General features: G+C 70.8%; 18 protein-coding genes. 9 read left to right on the forward strand and 9 right to left on the reverse strand.

Annotation, left to right across the window (positions count from 1 at the left end; translation table 11 throughout):
* Window positions 1–303 precede the first annotated feature (303 nt).
* The gene (mutY, locus tag VGC13_RS21760; protein ID WP_331127397.1) at window positions 304–1,383 is read left to right on the forward strand and encodes an A/G-specific adenine glycosylase; all 1,080 of its coding nucleotides are present in this window, start codon (window positions 304–306) and stop codon (window positions 1,381–1,383) included.
* A 156-nt stretch (window positions 1,384–1,539) separates the two neighbouring features.
* Here the strand turns inward: mutY and VGC13_RS21765 are convergent, their stop codons facing one another.
* From VGC13_RS21765 to VGC13_RS21775, 3 genes are all read right to left on the reverse strand, one after another.
* Window positions 1,540–1,968 (reverse strand): OsmC family protein, encoded by a 429-nt coding sequence (locus VGC13_RS21765; RefSeq protein ID WP_331127398.1) that lies wholly within the window; start codon window positions 1,966–1,968, stop codon window positions 1,540–1,542.
* 258 nt (window positions 1,969–2,226) lie between these two features.
* Entirely contained in the window at window positions 2,227–2,685 is a 459-nt protein-coding gene (locus VGC13_RS21770) for a hypothetical protein (protein WP_331127399.1), read from the reverse strand.
* Window positions 2,655–3,128, reverse strand: a complete 474-nt coding sequence (locus VGC13_RS21775) for a metal-dependent hydrolase (RefSeq protein WP_331127400.1) — start codon at window positions 3,126–3,128, stop codon at window positions 2,655–2,657. The genes VGC13_RS21770 and VGC13_RS21775 overlap by 31 nt, the downstream gene beginning before the upstream one ends.
* Before the next feature lie 245 nt (window positions 3,129–3,373).
* Here VGC13_RS21775 and VGC13_RS21780 point away from each other — a divergent pair, with 245 nt between their 5' ends.
* Entirely contained in the window at window positions 3,374–4,171 is a 798-nt protein-coding gene (locus tag VGC13_RS21780; protein ID WP_331127401.1) for a hypothetical protein, read from the forward strand.
* Window positions 4,172–4,256: 85 nt separating this feature from the next.
* Entirely contained in the window at window positions 4,257–5,444 is a 1,188-nt protein-coding gene (locus tag VGC13_RS21785) for a hypothetical protein (protein WP_331127402.1), read from the forward strand.
* 625 nt (window positions 5,445–6,069) lie between these two features.
* Here VGC13_RS21785 and cax read toward each other — a convergent pair.
* Complete coding sequence (gene cax / locus VGC13_RS21790; RefSeq protein WP_331127403.1) at window positions 6,070–7,251, reverse strand: calcium/proton exchanger; 1,182 nt, start codon at window positions 7,249–7,251, stop codon at window positions 6,070–6,072.
* Window positions 7,252–7,452: 201 nt separating this feature from the next.
* On the opposite strand from cax, the gene VGC13_RS21795 reads away from it, so the two are divergent.
* The gene (locus VGC13_RS21795; RefSeq protein ID WP_331127404.1) at window positions 7,453–8,397 is read left to right on the forward strand and encodes a DUF4382 domain-containing protein; all 945 of its coding nucleotides are present in this window, start codon (window positions 7,453–7,455) and stop codon (window positions 8,395–8,397) included.
* Between the two features lie 364 nt (window positions 8,398–8,761).
* On the opposite strand, the gene VGC13_RS21800 is transcribed toward VGC13_RS21795, so the two are convergent.
* The gene (locus VGC13_RS21800; RefSeq protein ID WP_331127405.1) at window positions 8,762–11,440 is read right to left on the reverse strand and encodes a DUF5916 domain-containing protein; all 2,679 of its coding nucleotides are present in this window, start codon (window positions 11,438–11,440) and stop codon (window positions 8,762–8,764) included.
* 342 nt (window positions 11,441–11,782) lie between these two features.
* Between VGC13_RS21800 and VGC13_RS21805 the strand changes: the two genes are divergently transcribed.
* The 4 genes from VGC13_RS21805 (at window position 11,783) to VGC13_RS21820 (ending at window position 15,396) form a co-directional block, all read left to right on the forward strand.
* Complete coding sequence (locus VGC13_RS21805; RefSeq protein WP_331127406.1) at window positions 11,783–12,214, forward strand: hypothetical protein; 432 nt, start codon at window positions 11,783–11,785, stop codon at window positions 12,212–12,214.
* A gap of 116 nt (window positions 12,215–12,330) precedes the next feature.
* Window positions 12,331–13,989 (forward strand): sensor histidine kinase, encoded by a 1,659-nt coding sequence (locus tag VGC13_RS21810; RefSeq protein WP_331127407.1) that lies wholly within the window; start codon window positions 12,331–12,333, stop codon window positions 13,987–13,989.
* Window positions 13,982–15,022: a tetratricopeptide repeat protein gene (locus tag VGC13_RS21815; protein ID WP_331127408.1), complete on the forward strand. Its 1,041-nt coding sequence runs from the start codon at window positions 13,982–13,984 to the stop codon at window positions 15,020–15,022. The genes VGC13_RS21810 and VGC13_RS21815 overlap by 8 nt, the downstream gene beginning before the upstream one ends.
* 155 nt (window positions 15,023–15,177) lie before the next feature.
* Window positions 15,178–15,396: a hypothetical protein gene (locus tag VGC13_RS21820; RefSeq protein ID WP_331127409.1), complete on the forward strand. Its 219-nt coding sequence runs from the start codon at window positions 15,178–15,180 to the stop codon at window positions 15,394–15,396.
* A gap of 218 nt (window positions 15,397–15,614) precedes the next feature.
* Here the strand turns inward: VGC13_RS21820 and VGC13_RS21825 are convergent, their stop codons facing one another.
* Window positions 15,615–16,256: an HD domain-containing protein gene (locus tag VGC13_RS21825; RefSeq protein WP_331127410.1), complete on the reverse strand. Its 642-nt coding sequence runs from the start codon at window positions 16,254–16,256 to the stop codon at window positions 15,615–15,617.
* 747 nt (window positions 16,257–17,003) lie between these two features.
* On the reverse strand, window positions 17,004–17,504 hold the full coding sequence (locus tag VGC13_RS21830; protein WP_331127411.1) for an acyl-CoA thioesterase: 501 nt from the start codon (window positions 17,502–17,504) through the stop codon (window positions 17,004–17,006).
* A 261-nt stretch (window positions 17,505–17,765) separates the two neighbouring features.
* Here VGC13_RS21830 and VGC13_RS21835 point away from each other — a divergent pair, with 261 nt between their 5' ends.
* The gene (locus VGC13_RS21835; protein WP_331127412.1) at window positions 17,766–19,061 is read left to right on the forward strand and encodes a hypothetical protein; all 1,296 of its coding nucleotides are present in this window, start codon (window positions 17,766–17,768) and stop codon (window positions 19,059–19,061) included.
* Between the two features lie 49 nt (window positions 19,062–19,110).
* Here the strand turns inward: VGC13_RS21835 and VGC13_RS21840 are convergent, their stop codons facing one another.
* The gene (locus VGC13_RS21840) at window positions 19,111–19,314 is read right to left on the reverse strand and encodes a hypothetical protein (protein ID WP_331127413.1); all 204 of its coding nucleotides are present in this window, start codon (window positions 19,312–19,314) and stop codon (window positions 19,111–19,113) included.
* Window positions 19,315–19,626: 312 nt separating this feature from the next.
* The gene (locus tag VGC13_RS21845) at window positions 19,627–20,094 is read right to left on the reverse strand and encodes a hypothetical protein (protein WP_331127414.1); all 468 of its coding nucleotides are present in this window, start codon (window positions 20,092–20,094) and stop codon (window positions 19,627–19,629) included.
* Window positions 20,095–20,269: the final 175 nt, after the last annotated feature.

Genomic DNA, 20,269 nt, shown 5'->3' on the forward strand with positions numbered 1-20,269 from the left:
ACGCGGGTTGAAACCCGCGGCTGGAAAGGCCATAAGCCCCGCCCAGGGCTCGCAAGGCTCGCCAGGCGGGGCTTCACCCGCTCGCGTGAGCGGCGGCCGGCGCACCGTTCGGGAAACGCGCGTGGGTCAGTTCGCAACAGCGGAAACGCGCCGCAGGTTGTGTAACCATTACCTCTCCCACTTGTGGGAGAGGGTGCGAGCCTAGCGAGCGGGGACCCCCGCCTGGCGCAGCGCGATCTCAATTCTTTCGTACTCTCGCACTCTCGCACTTTCGCACTTTCGCACTTTCGCACTCCCATCCCCTTGCTCGACTTTCCCACCCTCCGCACGCGCCTGCTGGCCTGGTACGGCACCGCCCGCCGCGACCTGCCGTGGCGCGCGGCGCCGGGCGCGGCGGCGGATCCGTACCGCGTGTGGCTTTCGGAGGTGATGCTGCAGCAGACGCGCGTGGAGACGGTGCGCCCGTACTACGAGCGGTGGCTGCAGCGCTTTCCCACGGTGCAGGCGCTGGCCGCGGCGCCGCTGGACGACGTGCTGAAGGCGTGGGAGGGGCTGGGATACTACTCGCGCGCCCGCAACTTTCACCGCGCGGTGCAGCAGGTGGCGGCGATGCATGGCGGGCGCGTGCCGGGGGATCCGGAGGCGTTCCGGGCGCTGCCGGGGGTGGGACGGTACACGGCGGGGGCGGTGATGTCGATTGCGTTCGGGCGGGCGGAGCCGGTGGTGGACGGCAACGTGCGCCGCGTCTTTGCGCGCTGGACGGACGATCCCGCGCCGGCGGAGGACGCGCTCTGGCGGATGGCCGCGGCGCTGGTCCCCGGCGAGCGGCCGGGGGACGTGAACCAGGCGGTGATGGAGCTGGGCGCCACGGTCTGCACGCCGCGCAATCCGCGCTGCGGTGCGTGCCCGGTGCGCGACCTGTGCGCGGCGTACGCGGCCGGAACGCAGAACGAGCGGCCCGCGCCCAAGAAGGCGAAGCCGCTTCCGCACGAAGACACCGCCGTTCCCGTCATCCAGCGCGGCGGCGAGGTGCTGCTGGTGCGCCGCCCCGTCGCGGCGCGGCTGGGCGGGATGTGGGCGTTTCCGCAGGCCATCCGCAACGACGGCGAGTCCGTGGCCCACGCCGCCGAGCGCGCCGCGGGCGAGGGCGTGGACCTGGCCGTCCGCGCCGGCGAGCCGATCGCGGTGGTGGAGCACGTGTTCACGCACGTCCGCGCCACCTACCACGCCGTCCGCTGCACCGTCGTAGCGGGCGAGCCCCGCGCCGTCCGCTACGACGACTGCGCCTGGGTGCCGTGGGACCGCATCGGCGACTACGCGCTCCCCGTCGCGCAGAAGCGCATCGCCGCGCTGGCCGCGGAAGCGACACTGTTCACGGATTGAAAACAAAAAACCTCACACGGAGTCAACGGAGTCAGCGGAGTTTTCTCCTGCCGTTTCCGACACACCCTGCTGGCTGCAGGGGAATGTCGGGATCAGCACGAGAGAACTCCGTTAACTCCGTTGACTCCGTGTGAGGCCCACTCCCTTGATCTTTGCTCAGACTTCGGCCGGCGCCTCCACCTCGTAGACGAAGCGGATGTCCTTCTCGATCTCCGGAAGCAGGCTGCGGTGCACGGGGCAGGTGAGCGCCACGTTCTCCAGCGTCTGGCGCTGCCGCTCGTCGAGCGCGGCGGGCATGCGGATGGTCACCGGCAGCCGGTCCACGCGGCGCGGGTCGGCGCGCATGTGCTTCTCCAGCCGGAACTCCACGCCGTCGAAGGGGATTCCGTTCTTCTGCGCGTAGATCCCCATCACCGTCACCATGCAGGCGCCCAGCGACGCCGCCAGCAGGTCCGTGGGCGAGAACGAGCTGCCGTCGCCGTTGTTGTCCACCGGCGCCGCCGTGCGCATCTCCGCGCCGGACGGCCCGTGCCGCAGGTCCACCTTCAGCCCGCCGGCGTACCGGCCCGTGATCTCCACCGCCATCTATCGCTCTCCCGTGTAGTCTGGTATCGAACGTCGAAAGACTCCGAACTGCGCCCGACGCGGTGCCCCGCCCCCGGCCCCTCCCCGTTCGTTCCTCACGGAGAGGGGAGAATTCGATCCCGCTCCGGAAGGCCTGTCGAGCGCGTCATCTCTCCCCCGCGCACTTTGCGGGGGAGGGCCGGGGTGGGGGGCCGCCCACCCTCCCGCGCCGAGTCATCCGAACCGCTTCGAGCCTGGGCGAAGCAGGGAGAGGGCCCGTTACGCCACCATCCACCACGCCAGCACGCCCATCCACACCGCGCGCAGGGGGAGGATGCGGTGCTTCCCCGTCTTCGCCCCCCATATGCTGGAGACGGTGTTGAAGATGAACAGCACGAAGAAGACCCGCCCCACGGGGTGCCCCACGTCGGCCAGGAAGATGAATCCCTCGCTGAAGCGGTCGATCACCACGTCCACGATGTATCCCTCGCGCCCCGCCAGCTCGCCGCCGTGCCTGCGCGCCGTGGCGCCGTCCCACCAGTCCGTCAGCAGCACGCCGAACACCAGCGCCAGCTTGACCCCCGGCGAGGCCGCGTACAGGCACGCCACCGAGCCCACCAGCCCCAGCAGCGACCACCACGACGGGTTCACGTCGGGCACCGGGATGTGCGGCTCCATCCAGGCCAGCGCGGCCCGGTAGCCGCCGGCTATCCGCGGGCGCGCAGGTACGGAATCCATAGCGCCACGGATGTGATGATGACCGCCGCGTCCACCGCCACCTTCTGCCCGAAGCTCATCCTGAACATGTGGACCACCGTGCGGTCCGCGGGGTTCAACGGCAGCGAGTGCCCGGTCACGAAGTCCTGCGCCAGGTGGATGGAGAACGCGGTGAACACCACGCCCGCCATCAGCGGATCGATCCACCAGAGCAGGCACGCCACGATCCCCGCCCCCGCCAGCCCCGCCAGCTCGTGCACCGGCGTGCGCGCGCCGTGCAGGTTGCCGCGAAAGCCGTGCTGCCGGTAATAGCGCCAGTCGCGCAGCACCGGGTACACGTGGTCCGCGTCGGCGATGGAGCCGGCCACCAGCGCCGCCACCAGGTAGCGCGACTCCGACGGCGGCACCTCGAGCGCCGTCACCGCGATCAGCGCCGCCGAAAGCGCGTGTGCGACTGTAGTCATCCACGTGGATCGTGCGTTGGAAGGAAGGCGGAAGCCCGCGCGACAACGTCGCGAATGCACGGCCCGCTGGCAACCTCCGCGGAACGGGAAGGATCCGCGGCGGGATCCGGAGATCGGCGGAAAGCGGCGGGAGGTCTCGGAGGGAGCGCGGGCGGCACCAGAAGGACATCCGATCATATTCGGCCGGAATGGAACCATTCCTGCCATCGTACGTCAGGTCGTGGTCTCTCCATCCCGGGGCTCCAATGCTTGCGTTCTACGTTCCCGACTCCCGATTCCGCCAGCGCGTGCGCCGCGCCGTGCCCACCGCCCCCGGGCCCATGGAAGAAGAATGGGCCCCGTTCGAGCGCGCCGCCGAGGCGGCGGAGTGCTCCGTGGCCGTGATCCCCTGGCTGGGCACCGACGCGGTGGACCAGCTGACGGGCTTCAAGGTACGCAACCCGCTGCACCCCGTGGTGCTGGTGACCCGCGGCGACATGCAGAACGCGCGGCAGCTCAAGGCGGTGCAGGTGGAGGAGGTGATCTGGCTCGAGGAGATGGACCGCGAGCTGGGCGACGCCGTCTCACGCACCTGCACGCTCAGCCACACGCGCACCTTCTGCGTGGCCATGGGCGACGCCGACTACCTGCCCGGGTGCCTGGGCCCCGCCCTGTCGCGCGCCTGCACCGCCGAGCCCCCGCTGCGCACCGTACAAAAGCTGGCCGCCCTTGCCGGGTGCGACCGGCGCACGCTGTGGCAGCACTGGAAGTGCGTCGCCGACGGCTCGGAGCTGCGGCTGCAGGACGTGCTGCACTGGTTCCTTCTGCTGCGCGCCGCCACCCTCAAGACGCCCGGCCGCGCCTGGGCCTCGGTGGCCGCCGAGCTGGGGCTGCACCCGCAGACGCTGGGGCGCCTTTCGCAGCAGCTGGCGGGGATTACCCTGCGCGAGCTGGCCGGGGCGGGGCTGGGCGAGCTGGTGGACCGCTTCGAGCACGACGTGCTGGGCCTGCTGCTGCGCAGCGGCCTGCGACAAACTGGGAGCGATCAGACAAACTTCGATTGAAGCCGGGTTTCCGGAATTCCATATTGGTGCCGTTCGCACGACGCGAACGGCATCTTGTTTTTTCTCAACGATTTACGAGGACGCAATGTTCCGCACCCGCAATATTTCCTCGGCGGTTCTGGCCACGCTGGCCATCGCCGGGCTGGGCGCCTGCGCCGACGACGCGCAGGCTCCGTTCGAGGCCCAGACGGCCGCCGTCACCCAGACGTCCGCCACCCCCGCCGGCCAGCGCGTGGCCCAGCTGGTGGCCCTGGCCCTTCGCGAGCCGTCGGCCCGCGGCGTGTTTCACCGCGCCGTCGCCGCGTCGCCGGTCCGCGAGAGCAAGCTGTTCCTGAGCGGCTACCTGGGCGGCGAGGGCACGCCCCTGCTGCAGGCCATGGCCCGCGCCGGCGGCCTGAAGGTTTCGGAGGTGCAGGCGCTGGTGCAGCAGCTGGGCCCGGTCGAGATCTACCTGCCCGTGGCCGAGCACCGCGCCGCGTGGGCGGGCGGCAGCGACCTGCTGGTGGCGTTCGCCGAGCGCGACCGCGCGCAGCCCTACGGCTTCGACCTGAACGGCCGCCCCGTGCAGCTGGACATCGACGAGGCGCCCGCCACCCCCACGGTGGTGATCACCTACGCCGAGGGCTTCGACGAGAAGGGCAACCCGCACGGCGCCAACCGCCCGCAGGGTGCCAGCAACGCGCTCGCGCCGCGCCTGGCCGTGCTGACGGTTCCCTACACCGGCGTGTGGGCGGACAGCATCGAGACCAAGAGCGACTTCGAGAACTGGGCTTCCGGCAGCCCGGAGTTCGAGCTGTACATCCAGAATGCGCAGACCCGTGCCAACGTGGCCTGCTCGGGCGAGTCGAGCGTGGAGCCGTACAACTTCAACATGGACGGCACCTTCTACCGGCATCCGGTGCTGCTGGCGGCGGACTACGAGATTCCGGAGAGCGTGCCGATGGTGATCGCCATGTTCGAGGACGACGACGTCCGCTGCAAGATCGTCCAGGGCAAGGACTACATCAAGCTGGCCGTCGAGGGGTTCGCCGCCGCCGGCGCCGCGTACAAGGGCGTCACCAGCAAGGAGATGGTGAACGGCCAGTGGATCATGCAGCTGCACACCGCGCTGGTGAACTTCATTGAGATCGCGCAGGGGAACGACGAGTTCGTCGGCGTGTCGACCACCACCACCAACATCGACGGCATCGCCCGTCGGTACACGCTGCGCAACGACTACATGAACGCCACCGGCACGATCCGGCTGCAGTGGCGGACGGACACCGGCTACTGAGCCGTGACGGTCGGCTGGACGGCAGATCGATAGAAGGCACGAAGCGCCGCGGGAGACCTCCCGCGGCGCTTCGTTTTTCCCTTGGAGGGTTGCCCCCCCAAGCTCACGAAGAAGTGATGACTTCCTGAGGGAGCGCACCACGTGTAACCCGATTCCACACAACCGCCTGCGCGCGACCGAAGGACCTGCTCTCCGGCGAGGCGGGGCCGGCTCCATGCCGCGCGACCATCCCCCCGGCTTGTGCCAGCGAGGTCCTTCGGTCGGCGCCAGGGTGAGTGTACAGGTGAGTTACGGGGCGGCGCCTCCCTCAGGAAATCAATCAAACTTCTACTGCCGTCTCACACGGAAGGCACGGAGAGTACGGAGGAGAAACCCGGTCATCTTGTCTTCTCCGTGTCCTCCGTGTGATGAGTACAGAGGAACAGAGTCAGACAGAGAAAGCGAGTGGAAGCATGATCTCGTTTTCTCTGTCTGCCTCTGTTCCTCTGTACGATTATTCTTTTTCAGGATCTGGTCTGAGGATGAGACGGCCTGTGGGGGAATGCACAAAAGACAGGCCTCACGCGGAGACGCGGAGAGAGACCGGTTCTCCCTGCGCCTCCCGCGCCGCTGCGTGAGGCTCGTGTCAGTGGCCGCCCGCCGCGGGGGCCACGGCGGCGGCGGCGTGGGCGCTCTCGGCGGGGAGAAAGTAGAAGGCGATGCCCAGGATGACGTACACGGCCAGCAGCTGCACCCCCTCCATCCAGTGGCTTTCGCCGTCGGCCGCGCAGAACGCCATGATCCCCACGCAGATGCCCACCGCCAGCACCTCGAAGGTGGTGAAGATGAGGTCCATGGGGCGCGGGGCGATGAAGTAGCTCAGGAACAGCAGCAGCGGCGCCACGAACAGCGCCACCTGGATGCTGGAGCCCACGGCGATGTTGATGGCGGCGTCCATCTTGTTCTTGGCCGCCATGATGATGGCCGTGCTGTGCTCCGCCGCGTTGCCGATGATGGCGACGACGATCACGCCCACGAAGATCTCGCTCCACCCCAGCTGCTCGGCGGTCTCGGTGGCCGCGCCCACCAGGAACTCCGCCATCACCGCCACCCCCACCGTCGCCAGCAGCAGCTTGCCGATGCTGCGGCCCAGCGGCACGTGGTGCTCCACGGCGCCCTCGGGCGCGGTCTCGCCCGCGTCGCCCATGTACAGGTGCTTGTGGGTGCGCAGGGTAAAGAACAGGCTGGCCACGTACGTCGCCATCAGCACGATGGCGATCTCCAGGCTCAGGTTGCGCTCCGCGCCCGGCGCCGTGTTCCCCACGATGGTGTGGAACATGGCGGGGACCACCAGCCCCACCGCGCTCAGCACCAGCAGCGTGGACCCCAGCCCGGCCGCCGTGCGGTTGAATCGCTGCGTCTCGTGCTTGAACCCGCCCACCAGCGCGCTGAGGCCAAAGACCAGGAGCACGTTGCCGATGATGGAGCCGGTGATGGACGCCTTCACCAGGTCGAAGAGCCCCGCCCGCAGCGCCATGATGGCGATGATGAGCTCGGCCGCGTTGCCGAAGGTGGCGTTCAGCAGCCCGCCCAGCCCCTCGCCCACGCGCTCGGCGATCTCTTCGGTGGCGTGCCCCATCTGCCCCGCCAGGGGAATGATGCCCAGGCACGCCACCACGAAGATCCAGATGGCCGGCGAGTGTAACCACCACTCCATCAGCATGGCCACCGGCACGAACACCAGCAGCGCGTTCATCAGGTTGCCAAAGGAAAGCAGCGGGCGCTTTCCGGTCGTCGCGGTGGTGGCCAAGGCGGTGGGCTCCGTCATGGTGGCAAAGGGCGTTTTCCGGCGGTGAGACTACGTCCATGCACGTCCCGGCGCAACGGGAAAGGGCTCCATGCGTCCGGCACCGCGCCGGCGAGGGTGTGACTCCGCCGCCCCGGCCCTCGTCATGAGCGCAATCGGACGCGGCGCACACGGAGCGCCGGGCGGTCCGGCAGACCCATGGCCCACACGGAGCAACGACGGATGACGAGAAGAAACGGGCGGCGGGTGCTGCCCCTGCTGGCGGCGCTGGCGATGGCCGCGTGCGATGGCGGCGGCACCGGAGGCGGCGGCGACGCGCGGGTGTCCATCCGCCTGACCGACGCGCCGGGCGACCTGCGCGAGGCGTGGGTGCGCATCGACCGCATCTCGCTCAAGGGCGGCGCGGCCGACAGCACGCGCGAAGGCGGCGTGGACCTGCTGGGCACGCGCACGGAGTGGGTGGACCTGCTCACCCTGTCGGGCGGCCGCACGGCGGAGCTGGTGAACGGCGCCGTGGTGCCGGCCGGCCGCTACTCGGAGCTGCGGATGGTGGTGTGCGAGGCGTACGTGGTGGACCGCGACGGCCGCGTGTACGCCACCCAAAACGCCGTGCTCCCCGCCGGCGTGGCGGCCAACGGGCAGCTGCAGGTTCCCTCCGGCTGCTCCAGCGGCTTCAAGATCAAGTTCAGCGGCGACGAGCCGGTGGAGCTGGCCAGCGAGTCCACCATTCTCACCGTGGACTTCGACGTCAGCCAGAGCTTCGGGCACCAGGCGGGCAACTCGGGGCGGTGGATCATGCACCCGGTGCTGCACGCCACCGCCGTGGGGCTGGCGGGCGGCATCGGCGGCGCCGTGACCGTGGCGCAGGGGCTCACGCTCCCCACCTGCGGCGGATCGGCGGTGGCGGCGACGGCGTTCGTGCCGCGGGCCACCGCGGGCGCCGAGACGCACACCGGCACCGTGGGGACGGACGGGCGCTACCGCATCACCGTGGCGCCGGGCACGTACACCATGGGGTACGCGCCCGCGCTGAGCTTTGCCAACGGCGACTCGCTGATGGTGACGGCCGCGCCCAGCGTGGCCACGGCCACGGTGGCCAACGGCGCCACCGCCACGGTGGACTACAGCATCACCGCCGCCACCTGCAAGCCCAGGCCGGCCGGCTGATCGCGGCCGTCGGGGAGAAACCGAAGCGGCCGGCCTCTTCTCTCGAGGCGGGCCGCTTTGTTGTTTGCTGAACCCGGAAAAACACCTGTCATTCTGAGAGAGCGCCCACCCCCGGGCTTTCGGGAACGTCGCGGAGCCAGTTGGCGCGACCGAAGAATCTCCCTCCCCTCGCGCGGAGCCCTCCCCCGGGCAGAGCCCGGGAACCCCACGTGACGGAAAGATCCTGCCGCTTCGGATAAAGATTCTTCGGTCGGCGCCACACTCCCGAGCGAAGGGAAAGCACCGCGCGGCGCCTCCCTCAGAATGACAGATTTGGCGGACCTGGTACTACGGAGGCTCTCACACACACTCCGTTCTTTTTCCTTCAGCCGCCGATCCAGTACGACGCCTTGATCAGGAAGACGTTGTGCGCGGGGCCGTCGAAGATGGCGCGCGTGTCGCGGCCGAACTCGAAGTCGCCCGTGGGCTCGAAGCCGCTGCGCTCCTGCTGCCAGACGAAGAACAGCGTGCTCCCCGGACGGTACTCCCAGCGCAGCACCGCGTTGCCCCGCAGCGACCGCACGTTGAAGTCGGGATCTCCAAAGCGCACCACGAAGTCGGGATCGCCGGCCGCGGGGAGCGCCGCAGGGCAGTCGCGCGCCGCCACCGGGTCCGCCACGTACACCCCCTCGATGCGGCAGAGCGTGCCGCGGTCGCTTCCGTATCCGTCGAAGGCGAACTCGCCCGGCGTGCGCAGCTCCTTGAACCCGTCGTAGCGCCCCGCCGAGACGAACGGCTGCGCGAACACCTGCAGCGACAGCCGCGGCGTGAACGTCCAGTCCACCCGCGCGCCCAGCGAGACGGTGGTCTGGTCCAGCTCGCCGAACACGTAGCGCGCGCCGTAGGTGTCCGTGGCCCGCGCGTCGGCCGTGGTGCGCACGTACTGCGCGGTGTAGATGCCCTGGGAAATCCGCGGCTCCAGCTGCACCCGCACGGCCGAGCTGGGGCGCAGCGTGGCCCAGCTGGCGATGCTGCGCTCCCGCATCCCCGACGCGTCGGCCCGGTACGCCAGCTCGCCGCCGAAGAACAGCGGCTTGCGCGAGTCCGACTCCACCCACCCGTTGGCGTTCCACTGCGCGGGCGTGGCGCTCAGCGGGCCGCCGCGCGTCAGCCGGTCGTTCAGGTACTCGGGACGGATGCCCACCTGGACGCCCGACGACCAGAAGCTGGTGAAGGTGGCGTTGGCGCTGGCCGCGTAGCCGTCCAGGATGCGGTCGCCGCCAAAGTTCCACGCCGTGAACTGCCAGGCGCTGTATCCGTGGCTGCGCAGGATCCCCACCGGCCTGTCCACGTTGCGGCCCAGGTAGGTGGCGATGCTCCGCGCGTCGGCCCGGGTGTGGTAGCCCAGGTCGTTGATCTCGAAGCCGGGGCTCACCTGCTTCAGCTGCACCGAGGCGTTCACCGCCCCGCTGTGCGCCAGCGCCACCTCGCCGATGTGGCCGCTCAGGGTGGTGCGGCCGGCGTCCACCTCCAGGTAGTCGGCGTCCGGCCGCTGGTAGTAGCGGGCCGGGCCGCGCTGCGTGGCCAAAATCACCCCCGGCGTGCCGCTTACGCGCGTTCCCGCCAGGTAGCCGCTCAGCGACCAGGCGCGGTTGCTCCAGGTGTGCAGGAAGTCGGCGCCGCCCACGTAGGCGTCGCGGTGCAGCATTCCCTCCAGCGCCTCGTCGCCCAGCTCGCGGTTGGCGGCGGTGAACAGGCCGCCCAGCACGGTGGCGCCCGCGTTCAGGTCCTTGCGCACCCGCCCCACGAAGTAGTTGCTCAGCGGCTCCACCTGCGCCGTCCCCCGCGCCGCGTCCGATCCCAGGAACCGGGCGCGCTCGCGGTTGGTGACGGCGTTCATCATCCCCACCGACCACCCGCCCGGCGTGCGCCCGCTCACCTTGGCGGCGCCCAGGATGCGCGTCTGCTGGGGCGCGTCCACGTACGCGTAGTCCGGCCCGCCCAGCACCCGCTGCGGCGAGCGCCCCACCCGGCGGGTGTAGAAGTACTCCTGCGAGCCGTACTGGTTGAACGCGCGCGTGTTGCCGAACTGGAAGATGTCGGACCCCTCGGTAAAGAACGGCCGCCGCTCGGTCTGAAAGGTCTCGAACGCGCTCAGGTTCACCTCCGCCGGGTCCGCCTCGACCTGCCCGAAGTCGGGGTTGATGGTGGCCGAGAGGGTGAACCCCTTCGGCAGCCCCAGGCGCAGGTCGGCGCCGGCGTCCATTCCCGGCTCGGTGGCGTCGTAGAACGGGTCGGCCGCCTCGCCCGGCGCGCGGGTCACGCGGGCGCTGGCGTAGGGAAGAATCTCCAGCGCGCGCGGCGAGCGCACCCCCTCCAGCCCTGTCACCGTGCCGAAGCTGGAGACGAACCCCGGCGTGTTGCGCGTCCACGGCGACCAGCTGGCCCGCTCGCCCCGCCGCGCCACGTCGCGCATCACCTGGAACCCCCACGTGCGCGACTCGGCCGCCTCGCCACCAAAGCGCAGCTGGCTCAGGGGAATGCGGTACTCCGCCGTCCACCCGGCCGAGTCGATCTGCGTGGCCACCGTCCACACCGCGTCCCACGACGGGTCCTCGTTGCGGTCGTCGTAGTGGTACACGTCGCGCTGCACGCCGCGCGGATTGACGCTGAAGCGAAACCCGCTGCGCCGGTCGTGGCGGCTGTCGAACATCACGTGCAGCCAGTCGCTGTACACGCCGGCGGCGTCGCGCCGGGCCAGCGGAGCGGCGATGGAGTCGGGGTGCGCGTCCAGCATCCGCACCCCCACGTACACGCTCTCGTCGTCGTACAGCACCCGCGCCTCGGTGCGCGCCGTGGGCGCCGCGCCGGCCTGCGGATAGCTCTGCGTGAAGTCCGCCGCGGGCACGGCCTGCCCCCACGCCGCCTCGTCCAGCCGGCCGTCGATGCGCACCTCGCCCTGCACCCGCACGGCGCGCAGGGTGGACGGCAGGCGTTCCGTCAAGGCGGCGGCCGGCTGCGCCGTGGTCTGTGCGGCGGCGCGCGGCGTTGCGGCCAGGGCCATCAGCCCGAGGAGGAGGAGGGGACGCGGGAAGGAAGTCATGGGAAGGCTCGGCGGAGGGGACGGTCTGCTAAATTTCCAACACATGCTGAATATTCAGCACGTATCCACCCCTGTCAAGCTTCACGGCGTGCACGGATGGACGCGGGTGAGACGCGGCGGAACGGTGCAGGGTTGCGTCGGTTTCGCCGCCGCGTGAAAGACGCCGTCGCACCAGCGGAAAGATCCCCCTGCCGTCCTTTCACGAAGCGGCTCTCGGAAGTTTACGCCGTGTACAACGGGCACGGTGCTTGCCCTCCCCGGCGGCCGCCATGACACTTCGCCCGATGGGCAGGGAGGACCCTCATGACCCGCTGGACTCATCTTGTCTCCGCACTGGCGGTCAGGAATCTCCTGCACCTGTACGCCATCGTCTGGCTGAGCATCGTGGCGCTGCTGGGGCGGCTCGTGCGGCCGGAGGTGATCTCGGCCGTGGGACCGCGCGACTGGATGCGGACGGTGCTGCTGCTTTTCATCCTGCTCTACGGGGTCTGGATCAGCCTGGTGATGATGGTGCGGCGGGACGCGCGGCTCTTCGCGGCGCCCGGCCCGAACCGCACCCGGCGGGCGGCGAATCGGCCACGTGGCGACGCGCGGGCGCGCTCCCTGTGCGCAAAGAAGCAGCGCTCCCCGCGCCTCCGAATTCCCCGAAAAAAACTTTTTCAAGGCAAATCGCCCCGATCCGGCCGAATTCGCCGCGCGCGGCGTTCCTCTGGCGCCGTCGCGGATGTGGGGTGATTGTTTGCGGGCGCGGGGTTCGCTACCTTGGGAGTTCCTCACCCTTCTGCGCGAGCGGGCCTCCACGGGTTACCCCGGACGGCACCCGCCGCGCGCGAACTCCGCCGCCCTTCCGGATGGACCTTCGCGACACCCTCCTCCGCGTCTACGAGAGCGCCGATCCCGGGGCCGCGCTTCGCGCGCTCGCGGGCGGCGGCCGCAGCGCCGTGTGGGTGGACGCGGCGGGCACCTCCGTCGCCGCGTGGCCCGAGGACGCCTGGGTGTCGCCGCGGCTGACGCACGAGGCGCTGCGGGCCACCGCGCCGGTGGCGCACCCGCTGAGCCCCGCCTTTCCCGACGACGCCCAGCGGCACCCCGGCGGCTCCGCGCTCCTCCTTCCCCTGCGCAACGGGGCGGGGCACGCGAAGTCCGCCGTGGTGGTCCTGGGCCCGCTGGAGGGCGCGGCGGACGCGGAGTGGGCCCCGGTGGCGGCGGCGCTGGCGCGCATCGGCGAGCAGGCCGAGCGGGTGCGCGCGCTGGAAGAGGAGCGCGACGAGCTGCGTCGGCGCGCGGAGGAAAGCGAGGCGCTGCACGTGCTTGGCCTGGCCGCCAACCGCACGCTCGACCCGGACGAGGTGCTGAAGATGGTGGCGCGCTTTACCCGCACGCTGCTGGGCGCGCACTACGTCACCGTCAGCGCCACGCAGGGCGGGCAGATCCGCACCCTGGCCTCCGCCGGCCTGCGCTCCGCCGAGGGCGCCGCGGACGACCCGTTCGCCGACCGCGTGGCCGGCGCCGGCAAGCCGCTGACCCTGGAGGTGGGCGAGGACGGCCGCGTTCCCGAGCCGTTTCACGCCGCGGAGGGGATGCGCGTGGGCCTCGGCGTGCCGCTGGCCCTCTTCGGCGAAACCTTTGGGGCGCTGGTGATCGGCTACCGGCGGCCGTACGAGGTCACGCCCCGGGACGTGCGCCTGGCGCTGACGCTGGCGGGGCACGCGGCCGTGGCCATCAGCAACGCGCGGCTGCACGGCGCCCTGGCCGAGCGGTCCGGCGAGCTGGAGCGGGCCAACGAGGAATTGCGCTGGAGCGCCGCCGCCAAGGACCGCTTCTTCGCCTCCGTAAGCCACGAGCTGCGCACCCCGCTCAACGCCATCCTGGGATACAACGCCCTGCTGCTGGACGGCGTGGTGGGCCAGCTGCCGCCGGAGTCCATCGCCTTCCTGGGCCGGGCGCAGCGGGCCACGCGCAACCTGCTGCTCCTGGTGAACGACGTCCTGGACCTGTCCAAGATGGAGGCCGGCAAGCTGGAGCTGGTGATTCAGCCCTTCGAGCCGTACGAGGTGGTGGAGCAGGCGCTGCAGACGGTGGAGTTCCAGGCCCGCGACAAGCACCTGGCGCTGGCGGTGACCCCGGACGTGCCGCTGCCGCCGCTGGGGAGCGACGCCGACCGGGTGCGGCAGATCCTGGTCAACCTGCTTTCCAACGCCGTCAAGTTCACCGAGAAGGGCACGGTGAGCGTGGCGCTGGCGGCGGTGGACGGGATGGAGGAGGACGAGGGGGTGCGCCGGACCTGGGTGGAGATCCGGGTGAGCGACACCGGCCCCGGCATCGCCCCCGAGGACCAGGAGCGCATCTTCCACGAGTTCGAGCAGGTGTCGGGGACGGGACAGGGAGGCACCGGGCTGGGGCTCACCATCTCGCGCAAGCTGGCGCGCCTGCTGGGGGGCGAGCTGCGGGTCGAGAGCACGCCCGGCCGCGGATCCACCTTCATCCTGCGCCTTCCCGCCGATGGATAGCGCCACCCTGCCGCCGCCCCCCCGCGGCGCCGACGCGCGCGGCCTGGCCCGGCGCGCGGGCGAGGCGGAGGGGATGGGGCACTGGGACGCCGCCGCCCGCCTGTACGCGCTGACCTTTCGCGCCGCGGTGCTGGACAACGACCTGGCCGGCGCGGCCGACGCGCTGCGCGGGCAGGCGCGGGTGCGCAACCACCAGCGCCGCTTCGACGAGGCCGAGGAGCTGGCGGGGCTCAGCCTGGAGCTGGCCAGGCGCAACGGCCTGCCGCAGGCCACCGCCCGCGCCCTCAACGTGCTGGGCGTCATCCTGCTGGCCCGCGGCGAGTGGGAGCAGGCCCGCGCCCTCTTTCCGCAGGCGCTGGAGATGGCGCTGGACCTGGGCGACGACGACCTGGCCGGCCTGGCCTGCCAGAACGCGGGGGTCATCGCCAACGCCATGGGCGAGTTCCGCGAGGCGCGCACGCTCTTCCTGCAGTGCCTCGGCTCGTTCGTGCGGTCGGGGAACAGCGTGCACGCCATGTCGGCCTACAACAACCTGGGGCTGGCCAGCGCCGAGCTGCGCGAGTGGATGGACGCGGAGGTGTACTTCAGCCGCGGCATCGAGATCGGCGAGCGGCTGTCGCACTCGCCCATGCTGGCCAAGCTGTACTGCAACCGCGCCGAGCCGCTGATCGAGGTGGGCGAGCTGGGGCGGGCGCGGGCCACGCTGGACCGGGCCGAGCAGGCCGCCGAGGCGGTGGGCGACCGTGCCACCCTGGCCGAGACCTGGCGGTGCCGGGGGGTGATCGCGGCGCGCGAGGGGAACGAGGCCGAGGCGGAGGCGCACCTGGCGCGCGCCGCCTCCATCGCGAACGACGTGAGCCTTACGCTGGAGCGGGGACGCGCCCTTCGGCAACTGGGAATCCTGCGCGCGGAGCAGTGCAGGACGGAGGAGGCGCGCGACCTGTTCGCCCAGGCGCTGGACCTGTTCCGCTCGCTGGGAGCAGACGTCCTGGTTCGCGAGGTGTACGAGAGGAAGGGCAAACTCGAAACCTGATTGCGTGAAAGGAGCGACACCATTAAGTTATTCAAACGTTCTACGGGAGGACTGCGGTAACTCGGAGCCGCCGCGAGGCGTATCGTGCCGGTGTCAGGAACACGGCACGGCGTTTGCCTCGAACGACGCCGAACCATGAATTGCAAGGAGGTCCCATGAGCCGGTTGTCACGCCTCATCCCCGCGCTGGTCGTCGCCCTTATTCTGGCCGCATGCGGCGATTCGGGAAGCACCCCGCTGAGTCCGGACGGTCCCAGCTACGAGGAAAGCGGAGTCGGTTCGGCCGGTGGCAACCGTGGGGACACCACGACGATCACCACCACGCAGACGGATACCACGTCGCGCAGCGGAGTAGGGTCGGCGGGCGGCAACTGACGGGCTGGTACGGGACCTGACTTGCAAGCGGGGCCGCCCGGGGACAAACGTCTCCCGGGCGGCCCCTTCTGCTTTTTGGTGCAGCCCTCCCGAGAGTTCACCGAAACGGTGGAGCGGGCGTCCGGCTCCAAAGAATAATCGTACAGAGGAACAGAGTCAGACAGAGAAATCGAGATGCTTCCACTCGCCTTCTCTGTTTGACTCTGTTCCTCTGTACCCTACAGGTGTTGTTTTTCCGAATCCGGAATCGATTCCGGCGCCGGGGCCAGGTAGCCGCGCGCGACGGCCTCGTCCAGCAGCCGGACGACGAAGGGCCACACCCCCGGCATCCCCTGCTGGATCGGCGCCATGCGCGCCAGCACCTGGTCGTGCCGCACCGCGTTGGCCCGCCAGCTCCCCCCCTCCCCCGAAAAGTTGAGCAGGATGGGCTGAAAGCGGTCCAGCGCCACCGCGAAGCGCGCGTCCGGCGTGGCGCCCGCCTCGAACTCCTCCCACAACCCCCGCAGCTCGTCCGCCTGTTCGTCCGGCAGCAGTCCGAAGATGCGCCGGGCCGCCGCCTGCTCGCGTTCTTCCTTGCCCAGGTTGGCGGCCGCGTCGTAGCAGAACGCGTCGCCCGCGTCGATCTCGACCACGTCGTGCACCAGCACCATCTGCAGTGCCCGCCCCAGGTTCGTGCCCGGCGGCGCGTGCTCGGCCAGGACGGCGGCGCACAGGGCCAGGTGCCACGAGTGCTCGGCGCTGTTCTCCTGCCGCGCGCCGTCCAGCACGCGCGTCTGGCGCAGAATGCCCTTCAGGCGGTCCAGCTCCAGCAGAAACTGCAGCTGGCGGTCCAGGCGGGGATCGTGGGGCGGAAAGGTCACGGCTCGGACAGGTTCGGGTTTGATGCTCGACCGACCGGAATCTACCGCCTGTTTCAGAATCGGGCAGGGGCAAAACGATTGGAGAGGTTTGGAGAGGTACAGAGGAGCAGGGGCCTGCACGAAGGCTTCCTCTGTTCCTCTTTTTTATTTTTAGTTCCTCGTCGGGTTCGTTGCAGAGGCGGCAGATCATGTCGGCAGGGGTGAGCACTCGATCCATCGCCGCGGCACGGTCCCCGGTCAGGGCAACGCAGAGGGTTCGCAGACGGGTGGGATGTGGCAGGGGGCCATCCGCGTTTTTCGAGGGAGGCACCCAGGCCGCCGGAGCGCCCCGGGGGCCAGCCGTCACCGATCCCCGCGGCGCGATCTCGTGGACTCCCGGACGCACGAAAGGTGGAGCGGCGTCCCGGTCCAGCGGACGCACGAAAGGTGGAGCGGCGTCCCGGTCCAGCGGACGCACGAAAGGTGGAGCGGCGTCCCGGTCCAGCGGACGCACCGGCGCTCCCGTCCGGCTCGACGGCGGGGCAGGCTCGTGGAAAAAGACGCGCGGCAGGTGGAGGCGGCCGCCGGCGGCGCGTAGACGACGGGAAAGGTGTCTACGGAAGAGTCCGCGATACTCATCGTTGCGGGAGCTTGCGACGGCACGACGGCAGGCCTTGCCGCGCGACGGATTCGCAGCGTTGCCTGCAGCCAGACCGCGACGAACCCGTCTTTGAACCGCCGTTCCTCTGTACCCGCCGAATCCGCTGCTCAGTCCGCCGAATCCTCCCGCTCCTCGGTGGCGCGGCGCTCCCGGCGGCGGGCGGCGGAGGCGTGCAGGCGCCGGTCCTCGTCCGTCTCGAGCAGAAGCGGGGGAACGGGGCAGGGACGGCCGTTCAGGCGGTCCAGCGCCACGTAGGTAAGGTAGCAGACGTTCGTCACCCGCCGGTTTCCCGTCTCCAGCTGCTCCGCCTCCACCGTCACCATCACCTCCATCGACGTGCGGCCCACGTACACCAGCCGGCCGTGCGCCTCGACGTAGTCGCTGGCGTAGATGGGCTGCCGGAACTCCACCCGGTCCACCATCACCGTCACCACCGGGGTGCGCGCGTGCCGCCGCGCCACCACGCCCCCGCACTTGTCCACCAGGGCCAGGATCTCGCCGCCGAAGACGTTGCCGTGATGGTTCAGCTGGTCGGGCATCATGCTCTCGGAGAGCGTGGAGGCCGACTCGCGGGGCGTTTTTCCCTGCGGCGCTTCGGTATCGCTCATGGGGCTCAGGGCGGTGCGGGGGACGAAACGGCGATCTGCCGCGCCAAAGCTAGCCGAACGCGCCCCGGACGGCCAATCCACCGCACCCAACACGCCGCCTGCGGCACTGGTCACCTCGCTCACTTTCTGGATGGGCGCGCGCACATCACGCCAGCGTTGGTGCCTGTTTACTCTGTCCACTGGCGGACATCCGGCGGTGCTTTTATCGTGTGTTTTCCGCCTTACCGTGACACCCTTTTCCCTGCGCGGGAGACACCGTCCATGAGCGAGTCCCACCCCGGGAACAAGCGCCGCTACCCGAGGCCCTGGATCATCCCTCCCGGGCTTCTGATGCTGAACGAGCCCTACGAGGGGTTCAACGTGCTCGACGAGACGCGCAGCGAGCTGGGCGTGCTGCTGTGGCAGTCGCTTCGAGACGTGGACCTGTGGGCGTCCACCCGCCCCGAGGCCCGCGCGGCGCTGTTCTCGCCCGGCTCGCTGCGCCGGCGCACCGAGCGCATCGAGGCCGAGGTGCCGGTGGAGCACTCCGCCCGCGCCCTGCTGGAAGCCATCGCGCGACTGCTGGCGGCGCCGGACCGCGTGTCGGAGCTGGAAGTGTCGGACGTGTGCCAGGAGGTTTCGCGCTGGGCCAGCGACGAGGGCATGCCCCGCACCGCCCTGGCCTACGCCCAGCGCGCGGCCATGGCGCTGCCCGAAGAGGCGGGGCCGGCGTACCTGGTGGGGCTGGTCTCGCGCCGCGCGGCCGACTACCGGCGGGCCGAGACCTGGTTTCGCCGCGCGCTGGCGCTGGGGCGCCGCAACCGCGACTGGCGCTACTACGCCCTGGCGCACCTGGGGCTGGCCAACCTGCACATGCAGCGCGGCGACGCCCCCCGCGCCCGCGTGCGGCTGCTGCGGGCGCTGCGGGCGTCGCGCCGCTACGGGCTGTGGTCCGTTCGGTCGATGGTGCTGCACGACCTGTTCTGCATCACCGCCACGGGCGAGCACGCCGAGCACGCCGAGATGTACGCCCGCGCCGCCTTTCGCAGCTACGGACGCCGCCACCCGCGGCTGCCCATGCTGGCGCACGACATCGCGCGGTTCTGGATGTCGCGGGGGCACCACGCGCGGGCGTTCCAGACCTTTCGCGCCGTGCTCCCCCACCTCACGCGCCTTTCCGACCGGCTGCTGGCGTGGGCCAACCTGGCGCAGGCCGCGGGCGGCGCCGGCGACGAGGATGCGTTCACCGAGGCATGGAGCCGCGTGTGGCGGATGATCGACACCGGCACCGACCTGGAGCGCGCGGCCGAGGCGCTGATCAACGTTGCGAGCGGGGCCCAGTCGCTGGGGCAGTGGGTGCGGCAGGAGATGGCGTCCAGCTACGCGCTGACGGTGGCCAAGCGCCGCAGCGAGGCGCAGCAGCGGCTGAAGGCCGAGGAGCTGCTGGAGTCCGCGCGCCGGGCGGGGATGGGCCGGCACGAGCCCGACCCGGCGGAGCCGCCGCCGGAGTTCTCGTCCAAGTCGGGCGACCTGGCCGAGGCGCTGGTGGCGGCGCTGACGGAGACGATGGATACGTGACGTCCGGCGGCGACGCGGGGGCGGGCACCCTGCCCGCCCCCGTCCGGGGTCAGCCGCCGCTGCCCAGGAAGCCGCCCCAGCGGCCGCCGGTGGTGTCCGGCGGCGGAGGCGTGTCCCCGGTGCCCTCCGCCGGCGCGGCGTCCCTCCGCGGGCCCGCCGCCTCCGGCGCGGCGATGTCGTCGCCGCGCGCGCACGCGCCCGCCGCCGCGCACAGCAGCGCGGCCAGCATCAGTGCACGAATCCGTGCTCGCATGTCCTGCCTCCCTGTCCAGGGGGTGAAGCGCCGGCGGCAGCCGCCGCCGGTCCGCCTCCAAGCTAGGACATGCTGTTTACTTTGTGTACTTGGTACCCACTGAAAACGCGCTCACGCCCGCCCCGCTCAGGCCGCGAGCGCGGCGGGTTCCGTGTGGTTGTGCGGTGTCCAGGGGGAGAGATGCGGGATTGGAGCGCTTTGTTGCGGATATTTGCACGCGCGGTGGCCGCTTTGTCCACTAAGCACGGAGTGGCGCCTCCGGATCCAAAAAACCAGGCCGCGCGCCCCGCCAGGCGGCGTACGTCCGTGGAATCAGCGCCGCAGCTCCGCCGGCACCTGCTCCAGCAGCCCCACGTGCAGCGCGCCCCACAGGCCCACGAGAATGGCCTCGGCCGCGTCGTGGCGAAGCGAGGTGGGGCGCGGCGCGGCGGACCAGTCGATCACGTGGCGGGCCAGCTCGCCCGCGTGGTGCTTGGCCTGCGCGCCGGTGCGCTGCTCGCGCGTGTACAGCAGCTGCTCGCGCCACCGCTCCGCGGGAATGCGGTGGACGGTAATCCCCACGCGCTCGGCCTCGCGGGTCCAGATTTCGGCCAGGTTGCCGCCGCCCTCCAGCACCAGCCAGCCCACCTCCGGCAGCTCGCGCAGCACCCCGTGCACCGCGCGCCGCAGCCGCGTCGCCGTCCCGAAGTTCTGCGAGCGGTACCAGCGCAGGCGGCCGTCCGCCCCGTACAGCGCCAGCCCCGTGCGCAGCCCCAGATCCACCGCCAGCAGGCTTCTCATGCCCCGTCTGTGGCGCAAGAGCCCTGCCTGCTTCAGGGAATAGTCCCTGACCGATGAAATCCTGCGCAAGCTGGTCGTGATTACGCCGACAGGCCAGCGAGCGCGGGGATGATGGAGCCCTCCCGCAGTCGGCAGGCAGCGGCGATGACGCGGCGGCCAAGGCGCGTGAGGTAGT

Origin of the sequence: Longimicrobium sp., assembly GCF_036399255.1 — a bacterium.
Lineage (GTDB): Bacteria > Gemmatimonadota > Gemmatimonadetes > Longimicrobiales > Longimicrobiaceae > Longimicrobium.

Coding starts and splice junctions, on each gene's coding strand:
- VGC13_RS21765 (WP_331127398.1), bottom strand. CDS start 1,968: ATGGCGGTGGAGATCACGGGCCGGTACGCCGGCGGGCTGAAGGTGGAC.
- VGC13_RS21770 (WP_331127399.1), bottom strand. CDS start 2,685: ATGGATTCCGTACCTGCGCGCCCGCGGATAGCCGGCGGCTACCGGGCC.
- VGC13_RS21775 (WP_331127400.1), bottom strand. CDS start 3,128: ATGACTACAGTCGCACACGCGCTTTCGGCGGCGCTGATCGCGGTGACG.
- VGC13_RS21780 (WP_331127401.1), top strand. CDS start 3,374: ATGCTTGCGTTCTACGTTCCCGACTCCCGATTCCGCCAGCGCGTGCGC.
- VGC13_RS21785 (WP_331127402.1), top strand. CDS start 4,257: ATGTTCCGCACCCGCAATATTTCCTCGGCGGTTCTGGCCACGCTGGCC.
- cax (WP_331127403.1), bottom strand. CDS start 7,251: ATGACGGAGCCCACCGCCTTGGCCACCACCGCGACGACCGGAAAGCGC.
- VGC13_RS21795 (WP_331127404.1), top strand. CDS start 7,453: ATGACGAGAAGAAACGGGCGGCGGGTGCTGCCCCTGCTGGCGGCGCTG.
- VGC13_RS21800 (WP_331127405.1), bottom strand. CDS start 11,440: ATGGCCCTGGCCGCAACGCCGCGCGCCGCCGCACAGACCACGGCGCAG.
- VGC13_RS21805 (WP_331127406.1), top strand. CDS start 11,783: ATGACCCGCTGGACTCATCTTGTCTCCGCACTGGCGGTCAGGAATCTC.
- VGC13_RS21810 (WP_331127407.1), top strand. CDS start 12,331: ATGGACCTTCGCGACACCCTCCTCCGCGTCTACGAGAGCGCCGATCCC.
- VGC13_RS21815 (WP_331127408.1), top strand. CDS start 13,982: ATGGATAGCGCCACCCTGCCGCCGCCCCCCCGCGGCGCCGACGCGCGC.
- VGC13_RS21820 (WP_331127409.1), top strand. CDS start 15,178: ATGAGCCGGTTGTCACGCCTCATCCCCGCGCTGGTCGTCGCCCTTATT.
- VGC13_RS21830 (WP_331127411.1), bottom strand. CDS start 17,504: ATGAGCGATACCGAAGCGCCGCAGGGAAAAACGCCCCGCGAGTCGGCC.
- VGC13_RS21835 (WP_331127412.1), top strand. CDS start 17,766: ATGAGCGAGTCCCACCCCGGGAACAAGCGCCGCTACCCGAGGCCCTGG.
- VGC13_RS21840 (WP_331127413.1), bottom strand. CDS start 19,314: ATGCGAGCACGGATTCGTGCACTGATGCTGGCCGCGCTGCTGTGCGCG.
- VGC13_RS21845 (WP_331127414.1), bottom strand. CDS start 20,094: ATGAGAAGCCTGCTGGCGGTGGATCTGGGGCTGCGCACGGGGCTGGCG.